The organism is Spirosoma humi (assembly GCF_054776575.1).
This window is the reverse complement of sequence record NZ_BAAHBR010000015.1, coordinates 644,127-662,784: the sequence shown is the minus strand read 5'-3', so window position 1 is coordinate 662,784 and position 18,658 is coordinate 644,127. Positions and strand designations below refer to the sequence as shown.

Sequence of the window (18,658 nt, the reverse complement as noted above, 5' to 3'; positions counted from 1 at the left end):
GTTGCTTTACTGTAACTTTTTGATCAACTTAAGCCGGTTCCTCAATTTAGTCACTGGGCCTGCCTGTTCATGGCGTGCCACGCTCGCATGTTTCCTTCGATTAGCGAATATATACAATCTATTGAACTCTCAACTGAAACCTTACATCGGCTGAATCACCTGATTCCAGTTCGGAAGTCAGACGGGCAGTTGTATTTCAGCAGCGGGAATTTTGCCGTCGTCTTTCGGATGCAGGATACCCGAACGGGCCAGCCGGTAGCGTTGCGTTGTTTTTTGAGAGACGTGGCCGGGCGTCGTGAGCGACTTCGGGCCATTGCCAGCTACCTGAGCGAAAACCCGTCGGATTATTTATTGCCGTTCACCGTTTATCCGAATGAAATCTGGGTCGACACCCGTTTCGGCCAGGAGCATGAATTCGATGTGATGGTGATGCCCTGGGTGGATGGGCAAACGGTAAGCCAGTATGTGGCCCACTGTTGCCGTAACCAGCAGCCTCAACAGCTCGCTCAACTGGCTCACCGTTTCGATGAACTGGGTCGCTGGCTCCTCGACCAGCCAATAGCCCACGGTGACTTGAAAGCAGACAATATCCTGATCCGGCCCGATGGCCAATTGGTTCTCATCGATTACGATGGTTGTTTTGTGCCGGCGCTGGCGGGTCAGGAGGCTACCGAAATCGGCACCTTACCGTATCGGCACCCGGCCCGCACGCCTAAGCAGTTTGACCGCCATCTGGATGATTTTAGTTTATTGGGTCTCTCGCTGGAACTTCATGCCTTACGCATCGCCCCCACCTTGTACGCCAATACCGATACGTTACTGCTTACGCCTGAACTCCTAAGCGACCCGTTTAAAACAGACCAGTGGACTTTGTTTCGACAGTTGTCGTCCGCTGCCGTATCGGCCCGGGCAAGCCTGTTAGAACATGCAATTCACTGTCCGCCCAAACCGATTTTAGGTCTTATTGAGCTGTTGCCTACATCAAAATCGGCTACGAATACAGTTGCCGCCACGCTGTTGCCCGATACGCCGATACCGTATCTCCAGAAAAAACAGTGGGGCTTTATCAACCAGGCGGGCGAACCCATCGGGCCCGGCGATTGGGAACAGGTCGGGTTGTTTACGGAAGGGCTGGCCCCCGTCCGCAAACAGAGTAAATGGGGGTTTTGCAACCTGGATGGCCAATTGGTTATTGAGTGTCAGTTTGATGAAGTCCGGGAGTTCAGCGCGGGGCTGGCGTTGGTCCGACAACGGGGAAAGTATGGGTTTATCGATCCCCAAGGTCAACCGATCGTCCCCTGCGTGTATGAGGAAGCCGCCCCGTTTGCCGCAGAACGCGCCCTGGTCCGGCAGAACAATGCCTATGGCTTTATCGATAAACAGAGGCAGGTTGTCATTCCCTTGCAATTTGAGTCGGCCGGGAGCTTTGTCGAGGCATTGGCCAGGGTTAAACTGGGCGGCAAGGTTGGATTCGTCGATGTCGATGGTAGGCTGCCGATAGCCTGCGAACTACCCTTCGCGGATAACTTTTCGGAAGGGTTGGCTGCAGCAGAAAAGGACGGGCAGTTCGGGTTTATCGATCAGCACGGAGCCCTCGCGATTCCGCACCAGTTCGACATGGCGGGTAGTTTCGCCGAAGGGCTGGCCCCGGTAAAGAAAGGTCGAAAAGTTGGCTTTGTCGACCGGACTGGCGCTCTTGCCATTCCCTACGAGTTTGATGAGATCGCGTACAATGTGGTTTTGCCCTTCAGGGAAAATCTGGTGCTGGTAAAAAAAGGAAGTCTGTTCGGGTATATCGACAGGCAGGGGCAGACGGTCATTCCGTTCCAGTTTACGAATGCGGATAACTTTTCGGAAGGGCTGGCCGCGGTTCAACTGGGCGATAAATGGGGCTATATAAACCAGAAGGGTGACCAAAAAATTGCCTTCGGGTTAGAGCACGCGTATCGTTTTCGCAAAGGGCTGGCGCTGGTCCGAAAGAAGAACCAACTGGTCTACATGGATCAGACGGGCTTCGTTTACTGGGACCCGTAAAAACGAAGCCTGGTTGGCCATCAAGCCAGTTTCTTAAACAAGGCAGCCCATGACTGAACGGTTTCCGGTTGAAGACAGGTAGCTATCGTGTCGAATAGTTTCGCTGTGCGTTGCGCCAGGGTTAACCGCCAGTCCTCGGCCAAAACGTACGCATTCGCTTCAGCGAACGACTTTATTTGACCCATAATTGGCTGATTGGATTGCAGAATATAATCAAAATCATCTGTTTGCAGACCGCGATACAGCCGGGAAAACTGCCGGGCCAGTTCAGTCGCGGGTAGTAAATCTTCCATTGCCTGGGACTCACTCAGCGTAATGACGCGTGCGGGACAGTCCTTATACACGGTTTGCTGTAGGTGGCTGGCCAGCGCGTGTTCCTTCTCCACTCCATCGAGCAACACATACGGCCGCGAACCCTCCCGTTGGAACAACACACGCGACAAGGGTTCTATATCGGCCAGAGAAGTCGTTGGTATAAACAAAAGATCTTTTATGAGGGGATGCTTACCCGTCTGGAGCAAATAGGACTGGATCAGTTGTAAATAAATCTGGCTCGAAACGGCATTGACCAGCACCAGGGATCGCCCGGTCATCAAGTGATCTGACGCACGCAGGTTCAGGGCCGCCCGGATCGGGTAAAAAGACGCGGTCGCATCTGGCGTCGAAGCCCGATAATCATTCGAAACAAGCGAGTTACCATCCGGCCCAATAGACATCATGTTCAGGTTGTCGGTTGCCTGGCTACCAATCATGAAGGGCGAGTGCGTTGTGTAGATGAGTTGGTTCGTTTGGGCGAGCGACCGAAGGAACGTTAACAGGTCCTGCTGAGCAAGGGGGTGCAGGGAAAGACCGGGTTCGTCGAGCAGTAAAAGACAATTCGCATGACCGGTCAACTGCTCGGCCCGGAAAGTCAAAAAAAAGCTGAAGAACCATTGAAGTCCTTTGCTGCGGCCATCCAGTTCGATTTCTTCTGCCCGTTTTTCATCGCTAACCCAGATTCGAAAATGATTTCCATCGGCCTGGAACCGAAAGCGGTACTTGCCCTGACGCCACCAGTCCTGAAAAGCCTTTGTGAGCTGAGCCGAAGCCGTTTGAAGAATAACCTCTCGTTTCTTTTTATTGGTCCGTTCCTGATCGACGCTGCTTTCCGGTGCGGTTTCGATTTCTGTGCGCTCAATTTGCCCGTACGAATCGCGGGTAAGGATCTTTGTATGACGTACTTCCGATCCCAGTTCCAGAATTTCTTCCGGTTTAAGGCGAACAAAATCGAACAGTATAGACAACGTACGCACTTTGGCCTGTTCCCTGAAACTGAGATCCTGGCGGGTGCTGTTCTGAATCACGTGGGGCAGGTAGATCTCCGCGTCCAGGTTGCTGTACTCCGAATAGTAAACAAAACGGGGTAGTTGCTCAAGAAATAGTCGTTGCTGTTCGACGGAAAGCACGATGCGCTTATTGGCCAGCAGCCGGGCAATGGTTTCGAGGGGCGTTTTTAACTGCTCGTCGACAAAAACTCGGAACGGTTGCCGCCGGGAATACTTGACCGTAATAAATTCGTCGATCTGAGCGACAAGGTTATAGACATCGTATTCGCCCAGGCTACCGGATTCCGGCAAAAGCGTTAGCAATCGATCGATAAATTCCCGTAAATCCTGCGTATTTTCTTCTTTATCTCTGTTGATCAGCTCACTGGCTAAATAATTTTCCCAAAAAGTGCTTAGCAGGGCATGAATGTATCTGTTCGGGTACTGCTCCAGAAACGAAGCCGGGAAGTTTATAGCGTATAAGCCGCTGTAATAGCGCGCTACGACGACTCTTGCCAACAGCTCCGTTGGATAGCCAGCCCCCAGAAATGATGCCAGTTGCTCCCGACTCGTGGTATCCAGCGCAAACGTTGCCCGAATGAATGGTTCGTTGGCCGCATCGGTCTCGTAAGTTAGGTAGTGCTTACGGGGGTAATCCGTTAACGGATCGATAAGCGCGCTATCGGCCGGATTCAGTTTGTGCAAGGCCGCCAGCAGGTTCGTCTTACCCGACTCATTGGTTCCTACCAGGCACAGGTACTCGTTTACGTTTAACTCACCTGAATCGTCAATCGACCTGAACTTGGTGACCCGGAACGACGTCAATCTAAAGGGCATTACTTAACTGATTAAAATTGGCGGGGCGGGGCATCGGTGTAGGACTTTTTAGTCGATGACTACATGTGCACGCTTCTCCTACAAATATAGCTTACCAATTCAAAGAGCCACACTTGCCGGTTTCGACTGCCTAAGTTGAGTGCGTTGTTGGTACTCTTGACTGAAAGGGAAATAGTGAATAGCAAGCGTTAGACAATGTTGCTTAACTTTCGTATTTCTTATCAAATATGAAATGCATTCTTAAGTTACTACTAAGCTTGTCTAAAACATTCGGCAATAGCTTCAACGCATTCATCTCTATAGCTTTTGACAATGGCGTCGATTTTATCTAATACCTCCTGTTTATAGAAAGTTTTATCAGCCTCTGTCATTTGCTTATTTATATTTTTTCCGACCACATTGTTGCTAAGATGGGATTGGTGAGCATTTTGAATGATTGCTTCTATTTCAGCGGTATGGCCACCCTGATCATTTTTTGCCAAAATATCAGCGAAAGCATAGATTAGTTTATCCATGTGCTGTTTGATAGGTTTCGTCGTCTTTATTTGTTGTACATAACGACTTACCTTGGCCATTTTTGCGAAGACAAGCCCCTCATTTTGCTGACTTTGATCATCTATTAGTTGATTATTATTTAAATTATCGGGCGTTACTTCCTTACGGTGCTGTAAAGTCATATACGTATTAGGTTCCGGCATGTAAACGCTCTTAGAATATTCCGTAATTAATGCTTCACGTACCGCATGTTCTTTCTCATTAATTATCGTAATAGCTGTAGCTATTTTATCTGCAAAGGCAATATTTTTCTTTTTTTCGGCTAGTCTTGCTCTCACATCTTCCGAATTGGCATCCCAATCGTACCCACCAGTAAAGAGCGCTTGCTTGTTATATAGTAGATGAGGGATCAACTCGTTTTCAAAAAACTCATCTTCCTCATTCGCGAGTAAAGGGTCTTTACTTACGTCCTGATCTATGGTACGAACAATTATTTTTCCCATCTTGGATTCTAGCTCTTCATGAAATTCAAGGGCTAAGCTATTCTTGGTTAACTCACTACGTGCTTCCTTAAATGGAAATATATAACCTTTCATATCTGGTTTAGTACTTATAGGTTCCCAGACAAAAGAAATACAGAAACCTGGGAGACCGTTCAGTTTCATTAAATCTACCAGTTCTTTACAATCAGAAGCTAAATTTTTTTCAATATTTTTATCATTCTTACCATTAAGCCCGATGGCCAACGCTCGTTTTATTGACGAATTCCTATTGGCATCAGTCAATGATTGAATCAACGCTTTTGCCTTTGCTTTGTCGGTAACTAAAAGCTCAACCAAAATTGGATTGCTGCCTTTTACCCAATCTTGAGGTACTGGGGATGAGCCTGAATTTGGTAAGACTTTTATATGGGGTACAAATCCTTTCTTTTTAGGAGGATCCATTTTTTTTCCATTCTTACCATCTTTAGCTTGTAGCGTTTGCTTCGGAGCATTTTTATGTTGCCAAGTCATTGCTTTTATTGCCTTGAGGAGATAATTATATTTATGCGTGCTCTTTAGTTGTTTATGAGTAATTTTTTGTTTGCATTATAGCTAATCAGATAGTGAATTATTATCTTCTCATCGTCTGTTTCTCCACGTCTTCCAGTGACTTTCCTTCTTTGTGAAACTCGCGGTTCAGGCTTATCAGAATGTCATCCTGCGTGATGGGGCGTTGTCGATTTACGGAGATCATGACGCAGGAACGTAGCACGTTCATGATGATGGCGCCCGTAATGGCGAACCGCTCGGCTAGTTTATCGAAATCGACTTTGGGGTCAACCTCAACCGAGCCTTTAAACGCCTGCCGCCATAGATTGGCCCGCTTCGATGCGTTCGGGGCCGGGAAGTAGATCATGGACTGGAAGCGCCGGGCAAAGGCTTCGTCGATGTTGTCTTTCAGGTTGGTGGCCAGCACGATCACTCCCGGAAAATTTTCCATGCGCTGGAGCAGAAACGCCACTTCCTGGTTTGCGTGTCGGTCATTCGACGATGTTGTCTCGGTCCGTTTTCCGAAGAGCGCATCGGCCTCATCGAAAAAAAGAATCCAGCGTCGGCGTTCGGCTAGATCAAATACCCGACCCAGATTTTTTTCGGTTTCGCCAATGTACTTCGAGACAATCATGGAGAGGTCGATCCGGTATACATCCAGACCCGTCGATTTGCCTAACAAACCCGCGGTCAGCGTTTTACCCGTACCGGGGGGGCCATAAAACAGCGCGCGATAACCCGGTTTAAGAAATTTCTTGAGTTGCTTATTTTTTAAAATGGCTTCCGAATTATCGATCCAGGTTTTGATCTCCTTCACCTCTTCCATGATCTGAAAGTCGAGCACCAGGTCATCCCAGTCCAGGTTGGTCGTTACCCGGCTGGCCGGAAAATCGGTGCTGAAATCCGGCCGGTTACTTTCGCCCGTGGTGAGCAACGCGCGGTATTCGTCAGATATGGTCAAGGCGCCACATGTCCAGGCTTCATTCGGTCCCGACGGGCCAACCAGAATAATATTTAACTGCGTAAGCATCGATTCGTGAAACAGATGCGATTGCAGACGAATACGGCGGGTCAGATCAGCGCCCGCTACCAGAAATAAAATGGTTTCAACCGTAGGGACAAAGCCACCGCGGGTGTTGTCCCGAACGCCCCCAAATTCGGTGAATACCCGGTCGTACGTGCTGTTGTTTGTGTAGAAAAAATCAAGTACCTGCGGCCGGATATGGGGAGCCAGGGCCATAATTAGCATCAGTCGCTCGTAATTATCCAAACCATGTTCGCGGACCAGTTGCGCATAGGCCGACTCATTATCCGTTAAATCCGGCTCATCAATTTCTTCGACCGATCCATACTGACTTTCCTGTTCGAAATAAAGTTGAAACCGGGCTGAAATGACATTTTCCAGCCAAATCACTTCCTGCTCAAGAGCTGTCGCATTGATTGTAATCGCAAACAGGTCGGCGCTTGTTACGTCACTCATGGTATCATTTCGTTAGCTCACTTAAGGCTGCCTGTTGCTGCCGGATTGCCTGCTGCTGCCTGTCTATTGGCTTACGGTATTGTAGCCAGGCAATGCCCCAGCCCAGGCCGAAGGCCAGCCCCAGCAGAATCAGCATTTCGAGTAAAGCCACCCAGGGGTTTAATGGATTCATGGTAAAAATAGCGGGTTACTGTCTCTGGATTGACCCCGGCGCATTTGTTCCTGCCAGCTACGCAGTTCATCCCAACGGCCGTCGGCTGCCAGCAGCGCCTGGCCGGGCCAGGTAGCCGGATCGTATGTATGCAGGAGCGGGCCATGTTCGGCCAGCACCCGCCGAACGGTGGGTACGGGTGTCTGGGCCAGTTGCATAAACCGGAAAATGCCGATACCATTCAGAATGGCTTCCGCTTTTGGATTGATACCCGCAATTTCTTTTAAATCATCTCGACCCGGTGTTGCCGAAAACACTTCCTCGACCTCCAGTTCTATGACCTCTTCCTGCTCCAGCGCTTCCTCCAGCGCCTGGCGTTTGGCTACCAGCTGGCTCAGTTGCCGCCGGTAGCGTTCGCGGAAAATAAAATAAGCCAGTACGGCTGTTCCCTGAAGCATCAGGAAGTGCAGCAGACTGGCGTCTTCTAAATGAAACGGATTCAGGTCAAACATACTCAACGTCGTTCTACAAGCAACGTCACCCGACGGTTTGCTTCGCGGCCTTCCGGCAACGCGTTGGGCGCAATGGGGGCTTTGTCTCCCTGGGCTACCACCCGGAACCAGCGCTTGTTGGCACCCTGCCGCACCAGCAGATCCCGAACTGCCTGCGCCCGAAGGCGCGACAATTGCAGGTTCCGCACAGCCGTTCCCACGCTGTCTGTATGGCCCGTAATCACCAATCGTTCTGGCTGGTGATCGCGCAGGTAGCCAATGGCTTCCCGGATAAACTGCTCGTTGTCGGGCGTGTGGATATAGTCTGTAGCACCCGTTGGGAAATACAGTTGCATCGGGTGATACAGGTCAATATACGTCTGATGCCTTGCCAGCCAGTCCGCATTGATCGTTATCGACTGAAACGCAAACGACAGCGCATTGGTCGAATCGTGCACAAACTGCAAGGCGCTGGAGGCTTCTCCCCAGATCTTTATCTGCTCGTCGGGCACCCCCGCATTTACTAAATACTGCTGAACGCTGGTGGCCCGCACCGCCCCCAGGTTGGCAACCAATGTTTGCTTGCTTTCGGCAGGGGTATGGTAACCGATCACCGTGAGTAACCGACGGGGATTGGCTTTCAGGTAATCAGCCAGCGTATCCAGTGTTGAATGACTAGTTGCTGACCGATTACCTACTAGTTTAAGCTCACTTCCTGCCCGTTGGAACAGACTGCCGGGAAGTTTTATGCGCAGTTGATTGCCATCAATAATGGGTATGGAGGGAAGCACAGGTTCTTCGGATAACCGAATTCGTTTGATGTAAAAAACATGCACATAAACAGAAACGATTACCCATGCACCCAGCCCCATCCACCAGACCCACAGCTTACTCATGCCGAATCACCTAGCTATTGATTGGCCACTGGGCGTCGTAGGCGGCCGTGCCAATGGTTATTTTCTCCGCCGTAATGGTAATATCCGCGCTGAAGTTACTACCCCCCGCCGGTTGAAAGCCTTCCTTGTAGCTCGTGATGTAGCCACTTTTGAAATCGACCGTCCGGAAGACACCGTCTTTACCAGACTGCCAGAACTCGACCTTTCCTTCGATCATTTTATTCTGGGCATTGATCATGGTATCGATCAGGTTCTCGTTCTGCGTCACTTCGATCGTCATATTCATATCACCTGCCCGAACGGCTGAAGAAGGGCGGCCTTTTTGATCAAAATCGCGCGAGAAGGACGCGCCAAAACTAAGAACATCAAACTTTTTAGCACCAATTGTTAGTGTTGATGTAAACCCTACATCCGCTGCATCTGCCATGTATGTATCTGATTAAAAAGTTAGGAGTTATTTCTTCACGGGCCACCGCTGATCAAGAATGGCTTCCTGAATTTGAATTTTTTCGGCCGACAGCGTCAGTGAACACGTATAAGCAGCACCAGCCGCTGAAAATGACTCACTGTAATTAACAATGTACGCGTTGGTGAACGAAATCTTGCGCGTTATTCCATCATCACCGGCATCCGTAAATTCTAAGGCACCTTTGTCAAAAGGTTTGTTCTGCGAATTGACCATGTGCTCGACCAAGTTTGATTTATCAGTGACTTCCACCGTAAATGAGAATTGGCCACCCATGACGTGGCTGGATGGTCTTCCTTTCAGATCAACACTTCTGGTAAAACCAATGTCACCACCCAGAATATCGAATGTATCGGCGCCCAGCGTAATTTTACTTGAATATGGCATAGTGCTAGATGTAATTAATTGAAAGATAAATTGTTAGGAATAGCCAGTTGACTGGTGAATTAGATCTGACCGTAGTCAGATACCCATTCCGGACTTTCCACATCGTCGCCCCGGCGACCGTCTAACCGGATTACAAAGCTCTTGGCTGGGAAGTAAGGCGTCAGGCGGATATCGAGGTAAATCCGATCTTTTACTTTGTCGTCGCGTTCCAGGCGCATGATGCGGAACTGATCGATCAGCTTGTCGGGTCCTTTGATGCTGTCCAGGAAGCCCGCAATCTGACGACGCAAATCGGCTTCGATGAGGGAATTCCAGTTTTCGAACGCCCGGCGGTTCAGGAAATCGAACAGCACTTTGGTGATGTAATCGAATACCCGGACAACGGAATAGGTTTGCAATCCCATGTTGTCGCCGTTGAAAAGCGTTTTGCTGCCGAAGGCCATCACCCGACCGTATTCGTCGATCATCGGAACCAGGTTCAGCCGCTCAACCGCCGACAGTTCACTTTTGCGAAGGGGGAAACGAACACCCGGTACTTCGTTCATACCGCCGTGTTTCTTACCCGCCGTTACCTGTGACATCAGCGTGTAGTAGATTTTGCCGGCCAGTGCCATGGAGGGCGGCACGTACAGGTTTTCCACTTCACCAACTTCGGCCACTTTGCTACGTCCCACAACCCAGTTACAGGTCATGATTACGCTGGAGCGGAACAGTTCGGCACCCGTCATGTTGGCCGTGCTGAACAGGTCGATCACGTCTTCGGAGCTTTCCAGATCGGCGAAATCGGTGAACAGGGTTACCTTGTTGTTGTGGGCAATTTTGGCCCATTTTTCCAGCACTGCATTCGATCCCATGAAGCCAGGAACCACCATCAGCGAATAGTTCTGGCGGAGGTCGAGCCGGTCGTAGTTCTGCTTCAGCTCATCAGCGATGTAATCGATAAAGCGCGAGTTGTCCAGATCGGTCAATTGCTCGAAGCTGGCATTCACCACCGTAACGTTCGGTAGTTTGTCAACTTCGGCGTTTTTATAGAACAAGGAAAGCGCGCGGTAACTGGTTTCCAGTTCGCGCGTTGTTTCCAGCGCGGTCAGCAGGTTTTTTTGCAGATTCTGCTCAACTTCCGTTGCTTTCTGCTTAGACGTATCGAGCATCTCGTTCTGATTATCAGACGAGCTCAGGACTTCGATCCAGAGTTTAAGTTTTTCTTTCAGAACGGCCCGGTCGCTTTCTTTGGTCGGGTCGCCCATGTATATTTTCTTCCGCGCTTTGCGGTCGGGGTTGAGGTTTTGTGAACCGTCGATAAAGCTTTCGATAAAGGCGTAGCCACCATAAGCCGACAGTTCAGAAATGCCGGGAAGGGCCGCATTGCGACTAACGCCGGTAGAGGGTCTGGCATCAAGTTGTGCCGAAGGTGTTGTTGGTTCGCTTTCCATAAAGGCGATAAAGGGACTGAAGGGTAGAAAAGAAGACGTTTTTACCGGCGATTAGGCTTCGGTTTTTTCGTTAGCGTCGAGCTCGGCAACCAGCGCCTGCAGCGTCTGGATCAACGCGGCTTTCGTGTCTGGGTTGCCCAGCGCGGTCTGCAAAATACGGTGCCCCTGAAGGCGACGGCTGATCTGTGTATACTCTTGATATTGAGCATCTAATGACCGAAGGAACGGACTTTGAGCAACCATTTCCTTGACCCGGAAATCAGCTACGCTCCGAAACTTCATGGTTTCTTTCGTCGGCATGCCATCCAGTGATTCCATCTCGATTTCCACTTCGGGCTTGAAGTGATCGAAAACAGCTTCAACGGTTTTCAGGCCATAGACAGCCTCCGGGTTGACGGGAGCCTGCTGTGTAAGTTTTTGCGCCAGCAGCGTACGATTGTGGGGGATGTTAACGATACCCTCCGCTGATTCGGGCTTTATCTCATTACCACCAATTTCGAAATCAAACATATCTTATTTGGGCTGATTGTTAAGTTTATCAAAGCTATCAATAAGCCGATAGGCAACAAGGCAACTGCCTGATGCAGAAAGGCAATTTCAAACAAACGGTACTTTTTTTTGTTTCTGCCAATCGTTGTCTGATTTCGGGATTCCTGGTGATGGAAAAAAGCCTAGAATTCGACTCGAAGGTTAATTGACTTGCCAGATCAATTCGGCCGATTCGTCGTTCCAGCCGACGTTGAGGGACTGACCGCTTTGCAACTGACCGGAGATAATCAGGCGGGAAATCGGTCGGCGGAGCTGGTTGCGAATGATACCGGCCAGGGGGCGGGCACCGTACTGGGGCGTAAACCCCTGCAAGGCCAGTTGCCGACGGGCTTCGTCCTGCACCGTTAGCTCGATGCCCTGTTGTTTAAGGCTTTTGTGCAGGTGCGCCAGCTGGATGTCGAAAATTCGGACGACGTTCTCTTCCTTCATCGGGGAGAACGGAATAATTTCGGTAATCCGGGCCAGAAATTCGGGACGGAACTGCCCCGTCATTCGCGTCATCAATTGCTGCGAGGTCGGCATGCGGTTGGCCTGAAACTCACTGCTGATCCACTCGCTACCAATATTGGATGTGAAAATGAGTAAGGCATTTGTGAAATCGCCCTCTTTTCCCAGTTTATCGTGCAGCCGTCCTTCGTCCATAATTTGTAGAAATACGTCGAAGACCGAATTGTGCGCTTTTTCAATCTCATCGAAGAGAACAACCGAGTAGGGCTGCTTCCTGATTTTATTGACTAATAAGCCGCCTTCTTCGTAACCCACATAGCCCGGAGGAGCCCCGTACAGTAAAGCCGCCGAGTGTTCTTCCTTAAACTCCGACATGTCGAAGCGGATCAGCGCCCGCTCGTCGTTGAACAGAAAATCGGCCAGCGATTTCGACAATTCGGTTTTCCCGGTTCCCGTGGGGCCCAATAAAAAGAAGGAGCCAATTGGCTGACCAGCCCGCTGTAGGCCACTGCGCGACTCCAGAATGGCGTCGGACAAGGCATGAAGGGCATGGTCCTGGCCCACAACCCGGCGTTGCAGAAAGCTCTCCATCGTCAGAAGCCGTTCTTTTTCCTGCGCCTGTACTTTCCCCATGGGAATTCCCGTTTTGTGGGCGACCACAGCAGCCAGGTCGCTGGTGGTAACCGTGGCTTCCTGCTGACTGGCTAAGGCCTGAAAGCGGGCAAGTTTGGCCATAATGTAGTCGTGGTAAGCGACGGAGGTTTCCAGCTCGGCGGGGTTAACCTCATCTTCCCACTGGCCGAGCAGAACCGGGCTGACCTGGTGGTGCAGCAGCGTGTCCAGCCAACGGTATTCTTCCAGGACTTCGTCGGGGGCCAGGTCGCCAGCGGCCAGGTCGTTGAGGGTTTTCTCAATCTGCGTTAACTCATTCCCCGATGTTTCGATGGCCATCCGGATGGCCGCCATCGTTCGGTCGAGCAGGTCAAGCGCCGAGTCAGGCAGTCGACGTTCTTTACTGTACCGTCGGGCCAGCCGGATACAGGTGGCAATAACGTCTGGTTGAATCGCCAGCTGGTGGTGTTGCTCATAGGCCGGGGCTAGTCCGCGCATCATCCGCTCAGCTACTTTTTCGGTCGGCTCGCCCACCGTCAGCATCTCAAATCGGCGACTCAGGGCCTGGTCCGGTTCAATCAGCTTTCGGTATTCTTCGGGTGTCGTCGCGCCGATCACCGTCAGTTCGCCCCGCGCCAGTTCCGGTTTCAACAGGTTGGCGACACCGTTTCCGGCCGATCCCTTTGGATCGAGCAGCATATGGATCTCATCGATGAACAGAATGCATTTCTCATACTGCTTCACGTCTTTGATAACCGTCTTGAGCCGATCCTCTACTTCACCCTTGTATGACGCACCCGCCAGCAGCGCGCCGGGGTCCAGTTCGAGCAGAATGGCATTTTTCATCCGGGCGGGCACCAGGCCGGCGACGATCTGCTGGGCCAGTCCATCGATCAGGGCCGTTTTACCGACGCCCGGATCACCCACGACCATCACGTTCGGCTTGCTGCGACGTCCCAGGATTTCGAGCATGGTGCGCACTTCCTGGTTTCGGCCCACAACGGGGTCTAGCTTACCTGCCCGGGCCTGGGCGGTTTTATCGATGCAAAATTTGGGTTCTCCTTTTGGCGAATAGCTGGTGGCAGACTGTCCATTGGTACCCGGTGCCTGGCCTTTGTCGGGGGCGGGCGATGACAGGTCGCGCACAAACCGGTCGAGCAGATCGCGTTCCGTTAAGGGTAACGAGCGCAGCTGATCGGCAGTAAAGCCAATACCGGGTTTGGTAATAGCCGCCAGTACACAGATGATCTCGACGTAATCCAGCCCCAGTTTTACCCGCAGGAAATCGGCTTCGGTCAGCACCCGCTCCACCGATATGTCGTGTTCTGGCTCCGTGACAACCAGCGCCGTGCGTGGCATTTCCTCCATCCAGACATCGGCCCAGTCGAAAATATAGGCTACATCGTGGTGCAACGCGTTCAGCAGGGCGCTACCGCCTACGTCATCATGGAGCAACGCACGCAGCAGGTGAGCCGCCGAAAATTGTTCATTGTGGTATTCGCGAGCCAGCGCGCGGGCAATGTGCAGGGCCTTTTCGACCGATTGGTGTAAGGGTAACTGACGCATAAAGAAGGATGGTTAGGCAGAGGTTATTTGAATAGGTCTTCACTGATCCAGTAATACGTTCGCTCGTTGGACGTGAATCGGCTATTGCGAAAGGTTGGTATTCGCCGGTAATAGTCGCGTCGTTCGCGCAATAAGTAGAGTACCTGATTGAGCAAGGCATCGGATACCTGCTTCCGGCTGATCAACTGGCGAATGGGCAGGCGTTTGAATAAGGGGTTTGTAACGGGCAAATCCAGAAAGCTGTTCAGCAACTGGTCGAGGGTGATCGAGGCTCTTTTTGATAAACCGGCTTCGCTGAGTACCTGCCGGTATCGGTTATGGAGTTTGAACCGGTCGAGGTTGAGGGCGGGGTCGATATCGTCGCCACTCAATTGATCAAGCCATCGGCTGATACCGTCGTATTCATCGACCGGGAGCAGGGCAATATATTTCCAGTGCGTACCTTCTTTTCCCACGGGGGAGGTGTAGGCCCGCGACAGATAGGGGTATTCATCAAGGCGCATCAGGGTAGCCGCACTGGTCGGTAACTTCATCCCGGCGGAGGCATAAACCGGCGATAGCTTCGGATTGACCCGGTCGCCCTGTGGTTCCAGGCGCTGGAACGTTTTCTCCAGGGCTGTCGTAACCGTTTGGGATTCATTGGCGACCTGCAAAAACAGGCTGTCCGTAGCGGCATACAATTCTTTGAACGGGAGCGTCTGATTTTTGCGGGGAAAAAGTACCCAGCCCGGCACCATACTGTGGTCGGGATAGGCTAGCTGATAAACATTCCGGTCACCCATTCTGAGGTTGAATTCATTCGTGGGCGTAACCATATCGGGCCGCACCAGCCGGGCTTTTTTGAGATCGCTCCCGCGGTCGGCAATTTCCTGAACCAGTTCCCGGCTGTGGAGAATGAAATTATTGGGGATGTCGCCCATCGCGCCAAAAACCTGGAAAGACAGCAGTCGGCATTCGACCCGTTTCAAAGCCGCCGGAATCAGAACACCATTGACGACCGACTGTACGTCGCCGTTGATACCGACCAGCACGATAATGTTGTTTTCATGGGGGTGAGCCGCAAACTGTTTCAGTGCTTCGCCAATACCCGACCGAATGCATTTTACTTCCGTTTCCGGCCGATTGCGTGGGGGCGGGGCGGTTTTGCTGATCAGACTTAACAGACTGGTGTAATTCGTTGTCAGAGGAATCAGCGTCACTTTACCTTTGAGGGTCAGACTTTTGTTGTCCGGTGTTTTTTCGTATTCGTTGTAGATCGTAGCACCCACCTGCAGCGAAATCGCCCGGCTTGTATCCTGCGTTAACTGTGTAATCGTATACTGTATGGTGTTGAGTAATTCGCCCCAGTACGGCTGCATGGCTGAACTGCCTTCGATGACATACACCAGGTTGTAGTTGTTCGTGTTCGCCCGAACATTGGTCAAAACCTGGCTGGATATCGACTTGCCCGTTACGTTGAGAACCGGAACCTGTCGTTTCTCCACCAACGGAGTCAGGGCATTGGTCAGAATCACCGACTGACTGTCTGCCGTATTGTATTGCTTCAGCACGGGGTATTTAGGGCCCAGTCGATTCCAGGAAACGGCCGGAAAGGGGCTGTTGACAAGGGTTGAATCCCGGCCGCCCCGGCGGAGCGCAGAAACCGATCGGTAAAAGGCTATCGGCTGGGCCGCTACATTCATGGTGTCGGCCTCGATAAACACGCGCTGGCCGATGGGTTGCAGGACCTCGATGGGGGTCCAGCCCAGCATAATCTGCTTGACACTATCCGTGGGAAACCAGGATGCCCGCCCGACCAGGGCCTGCTGGCGCGTTTCGGAGAGTTTATAGACATAAGCCAGATCGTAGAGCCGCATTCTGGTTTCGGTGGCGGTATGCTGCGACGGGTCGGTGAAAAGCCGTACGGAATCATGGGAAAAATACTGATCGGGATTCGTCAGCAGGGCGGGCTGGGCCAGCACGGCACTGACAATCTGCGCCCGGCGCTGATCCGATGACCGGCTGCTTTGGTTGGCCAGTAGAAACCGGCTTTTAAGCGCCCACCCGTAATAAACGGCGGCCTTTCGGTCGGCAATGACGCGCTTGGAAAACTTATTGCCAATGGGGAGCGCCGGGTCGTATTTGATGATCTTTAAATACCCATTTCGCTCCTTCAGCACGTAAAACGCTTCCATGAAATTCATCTTCCGAAACGGTACCGTTCCGTTCGAACTGCGGAATGTCGTGTTGTTGTTGCGATCCGAATAAACGATCCAGGGCGTGCCGCCGGGTGGTTGCAGGCTAGCTTTGAAGCCTTCGGTCGAAATGCCCACGCCAGACTTGATCTGACTCGGGTTTCCCGATACAGGGACCAGATTGGACGGTTGACGGGCCACTCGTAAAAAAAAAGGTAACTGAGCCGTAGCCGACTGAGGGCCACCTAGCCAAAGCAGCAGAAAAACAAGCCAATACGGAGGCCGGGCCAATCCGGAGGATGGCGTAGCGGTGAAAAATAGCCCGTTGATTGGCAGACATCTCATGGTTTATGTTGCGTCACGTTTAAGCGTGTAATGCAGGAGGTCGTCGAATCTGAGACGACGGTTACCCCGTCGATATGGACGCCCTTGTCGAACTGAAGGCCCATGCAGTAGGAATAAAAATCGTTGGCTTTGGTGCTGTTTATCTGCACCAGAGCCCCGTTCCGGTTGCACAGGTACTTTCGCAATAGGTAATTATAATGAGTGTTGAAGGATTGTCCCTCGGCAATTTGCTGCAGCTGCTGACGAATGTCGTTCCCCACAAAATCCAGCGAGTCGACGGGCGGGTCGAACCGGTTGTACCCCCGAATAATGGTAACCTGCTTCCGGATCGGATACTTGGTTACATCGGTCATCAGCTCCACGGTGTAGGTATGGGGTTTCGAGCGATCCTCCTCGGTGGGATAACTGTAAATGGCCGTCTGATCGCGGGAGTCAATCTGGCCCGTTGCGCCAAAGCGCCATGTGAACTGACGGGCACCTCCACCCACCGCCCTGAAAACCAGCTTTTCCCGCTCATAACCGTTGGAAGGCCCCTGGATGCTGACAATGGAATCCTGCTGGTTGGCTTGTGGTTTGGGCCGGATCACGACCGTAAAGGTTCGGGTAGCTTCCTTGTTGACGCGCAGGCGAATCAGATACGTACCCGGCTGGTAATAGTACACCACGCCCCGCGACCGCCAGGACTCCTGCCCATTGCCAAATTCCCAGCGCCATTGGTCGCCTTGGCTGGTACTGTCGGCATAGCGAATCGGCTGGCCAACGACCTGCTGAACCGGATACACCCTAGCCTGAATTTCGATTTCAGCAGTATACCAGTACAGGATAACGAGTATGCCTACTGTTAACAGAAATGTCTGGGCCGATAAGGTCATTTTACTATTCATACCACTTACCGGGAACTGATGATAGGCGGAGTGGCCGCCGACGTGGGTGACGAACCAGGGAACATCCCGACGCTACAATCGTCTAACTGTTTACGAAACAGGCTGATATTCGACTGCTTGCTCCAGACCAGCTTTTTGTCCACGTACATCATTCGATAGAAATCCGCAATCTGGGCAAAGGTCCTGAACCGAGTGCCTTCCTGCTGGGGGCCGGACAGCTTTCGAATTTCATTCAGGTGGTCTTCAATATCGACGTCAATAAACACGGCATTGATCTGTGGCTGATAGATAACGATGGAATGATAGGCGGAGTCGAGCAACGGCAGGTTGTCGAGCTGGCTGGTCAGAATCCGCTCTTTTAGTTTGATCTGATCCGAGAGGTACTTCGATTCCGAACTGGAATACGTTTTATTGCGAAAAGCAATCCAGCTTACCAGAACGGACAACAGGCTTATGGCTACCAGCAGGTATATGAACTGGAGCCGCCGTTCACGCATTGTGAGCCGAAAAAAAGTGTTCATAACTGCTTGATTAATAAGGCTTGGTAGCTCTACCCCGTTTGGTCTGCCGATTCTTCTCTACTGCCTGCTGAAGACAGCCCCTCAGTTCATCCCGAAGATCGCCTTCTTCCATCATTGACTTGTTGAGGGAGTCTTTTAACAAGAGCATTTCGTTGACATGGCTAAATAAGCGGTTATACACCACGAAATACCGCTGGGATTTTTGTTGCTGGTTAATCAGCCGGGTGAATTCTTCCTTCTTTCGGGTAACTAACCGCTGCAATTGCTGATCGTCCTGATTCTGGTTGGTGTTCATCAGGCTCATGTAGGTGTATAAGGAATCAACTTTATCGGCCAGCATGGCGTCGGTATAAATGACCCGATCAAACGCTTCTTTCTGTTGAATCAACTGGGTTGCCTGCCGGGAACTGGTTTGCACACAGGAGTAAACACAGGCGATCGTGACCAGCAGTAAACTGGTGAACCAAGTCAGAAAATGGTTGAACGCCTGCCTAATTTCTTTATGATTTAATGATTTCATTTGTTTACAAAGGTTCTTTCATCAGAAACGGGTAA

Annotated in this window: 16 protein-coding genes; 1 reads left to right on the top strand and 15 read right to left on the bottom strand. The window is 51.3% G+C overall.

Translation table 11 applies throughout. The annotated features are described in order from the left end of the window. Positions 1 to 87: 87 nt before the first annotated feature. Positions 88 to 2,034 carry a WG repeat-containing protein gene (locus ACYU8Y_RS19080; RefSeq protein ID WP_460939662.1) on the top strand — a complete coding sequence of 649 codons (1,947 nt, stop codon included), beginning with the start codon at positions 88 to 90 and terminating at the stop codon, positions 2,032 to 2,034. A 20-nt stretch (positions 2,035 to 2,054) separates the two neighbouring features. Here the strand turns inward: ACYU8Y_RS19080 and ACYU8Y_RS19075 are convergent, their stop codons facing one another. The 15 genes from ACYU8Y_RS19075 to tssO (ACYU8Y_RS19005) form a co-directional block, all read right to left on the bottom strand. After that, positions 2,055 to 4,175 (bottom strand): AAA family ATPase, encoded by a 2,121-nt coding sequence (locus tag ACYU8Y_RS19075; protein ID WP_460939661.1) that lies wholly within the window; start codon positions 4,173 to 4,175, stop codon positions 2,055 to 2,057. A gap of 251 nt (positions 4,176 to 4,426) precedes the next feature. Continuing rightward, a complete protein-coding gene (locus ACYU8Y_RS19070; RefSeq protein ID WP_460939660.1) occupies positions 4,427 to 5,683 on the bottom strand; it encodes a hypothetical protein in 1,257 nt (418 codons plus the stop codon). A gap of 100 nt (positions 5,684 to 5,783) precedes the next feature. After that, positions 5,784 to 7,181 carry an ATP-binding protein gene (locus tag ACYU8Y_RS19065; protein WP_460939659.1) on the bottom strand — a complete coding sequence of 466 codons (1,398 nt, stop codon included), beginning with the start codon at positions 7,179 to 7,181 and terminating at the stop codon, positions 5,784 to 5,786. A 4-nt stretch (positions 7,182 to 7,185) separates the two neighbouring features. Further along, a complete protein-coding gene (locus tag ACYU8Y_RS19060; protein WP_460939658.1) occupies positions 7,186 to 7,353 on the bottom strand; it encodes a hypothetical protein in 168 nt (55 codons plus the stop codon). Next, positions 7,350 to 7,844 (bottom strand): hypothetical protein, encoded by a 495-nt coding sequence (locus tag ACYU8Y_RS19055; RefSeq protein ID WP_460939657.1) that lies wholly within the window; start codon positions 7,842 to 7,844, stop codon positions 7,350 to 7,352. The genes ACYU8Y_RS19060 and ACYU8Y_RS19055 overlap by 4 nt, the downstream gene beginning before the upstream one ends. A 2-nt stretch (positions 7,845 to 7,846) precedes the next feature. Continuing rightward, complete coding sequence (locus ACYU8Y_RS19050) at positions 7,847 to 8,719, bottom strand: OmpA family protein (protein WP_460939656.1); 873 nt, start codon at positions 8,717 to 8,719, stop codon at positions 7,847 to 7,849. Positions 8,720 to 8,729: 10 nt separating this feature from the next. Continuing rightward, positions 8,730 to 9,146 (bottom strand): type VI secretion system tube protein TssD, encoded by a 417-nt coding sequence (gene tssD / locus ACYU8Y_RS19045; RefSeq protein ID WP_460939655.1) that lies wholly within the window; start codon positions 9,144 to 9,146, stop codon positions 8,730 to 8,732. A 27-nt stretch (positions 9,147 to 9,173) separates the two neighbouring features. Continuing rightward, complete coding sequence (gene tssD / locus ACYU8Y_RS19040) at positions 9,174 to 9,572, bottom strand: type VI secretion system tube protein TssD (RefSeq protein WP_460939654.1); 399 nt, start codon at positions 9,570 to 9,572, stop codon at positions 9,174 to 9,176. Between the two features lie 59 nt (positions 9,573 to 9,631). Then, positions 9,632 to 11,005 (bottom strand): type VI secretion system contractile sheath protein TssC, encoded by a 1,374-nt coding sequence (locus tag ACYU8Y_RS19035; protein ID WP_460939653.1) that lies wholly within the window; start codon positions 11,003 to 11,005, stop codon positions 9,632 to 9,634. A gap of 51 nt (positions 11,006 to 11,056) precedes the next feature. Further along, complete coding sequence (locus tag ACYU8Y_RS19030; protein ID WP_460939652.1) at positions 11,057 to 11,515, bottom strand: hypothetical protein; 459 nt, start codon at positions 11,513 to 11,515, stop codon at positions 11,057 to 11,059. Between the two features lie 180 nt (positions 11,516 to 11,695). Then, the gene (locus ACYU8Y_RS19025) at positions 11,696 to 14,179 is read right to left on the bottom strand and encodes an ATP-dependent Clp protease ATP-binding subunit (RefSeq protein ID WP_460939651.1); all 2,484 of its coding nucleotides are present in this window, start codon (positions 14,177 to 14,179) and stop codon (positions 11,696 to 11,698) included. A 23-nt stretch (positions 14,180 to 14,202) separates the two neighbouring features. Further along, entirely contained in the window at positions 14,203 to 16,698 is a 2,496-nt protein-coding gene (gene tssR / locus ACYU8Y_RS19020) for a type VI secretion system protein TssR domain-containing protein (protein WP_460939650.1), read from the bottom strand. Beyond that, on the bottom strand, positions 16,695 to 17,582 hold the full coding sequence (locus ACYU8Y_RS19015; protein ID WP_460939649.1) for a hypothetical protein: 888 nt from the start codon (positions 17,580 to 17,582) through the stop codon (positions 16,695 to 16,697). The genes tssR and ACYU8Y_RS19015 overlap by 4 nt, the downstream gene beginning before the upstream one ends. A 5-nt stretch (positions 17,583 to 17,587) precedes the next feature. Next, positions 17,588 to 18,103 (bottom strand): type VI secretion system TssO, encoded by a 516-nt coding sequence (gene tssO / locus ACYU8Y_RS19010; RefSeq protein ID WP_460939648.1) that lies wholly within the window; start codon positions 18,101 to 18,103, stop codon positions 17,588 to 17,590. Positions 18,104 to 18,113: 10 nt separating this feature from the next. Beyond that, complete coding sequence (tssO, locus tag ACYU8Y_RS19005; RefSeq protein WP_460939647.1) at positions 18,114 to 18,623, bottom strand: type VI secretion system TssO; 510 nt, start codon at positions 18,621 to 18,623, stop codon at positions 18,114 to 18,116. Positions 18,624 to 18,658: the final 35 nt, after the last annotated feature.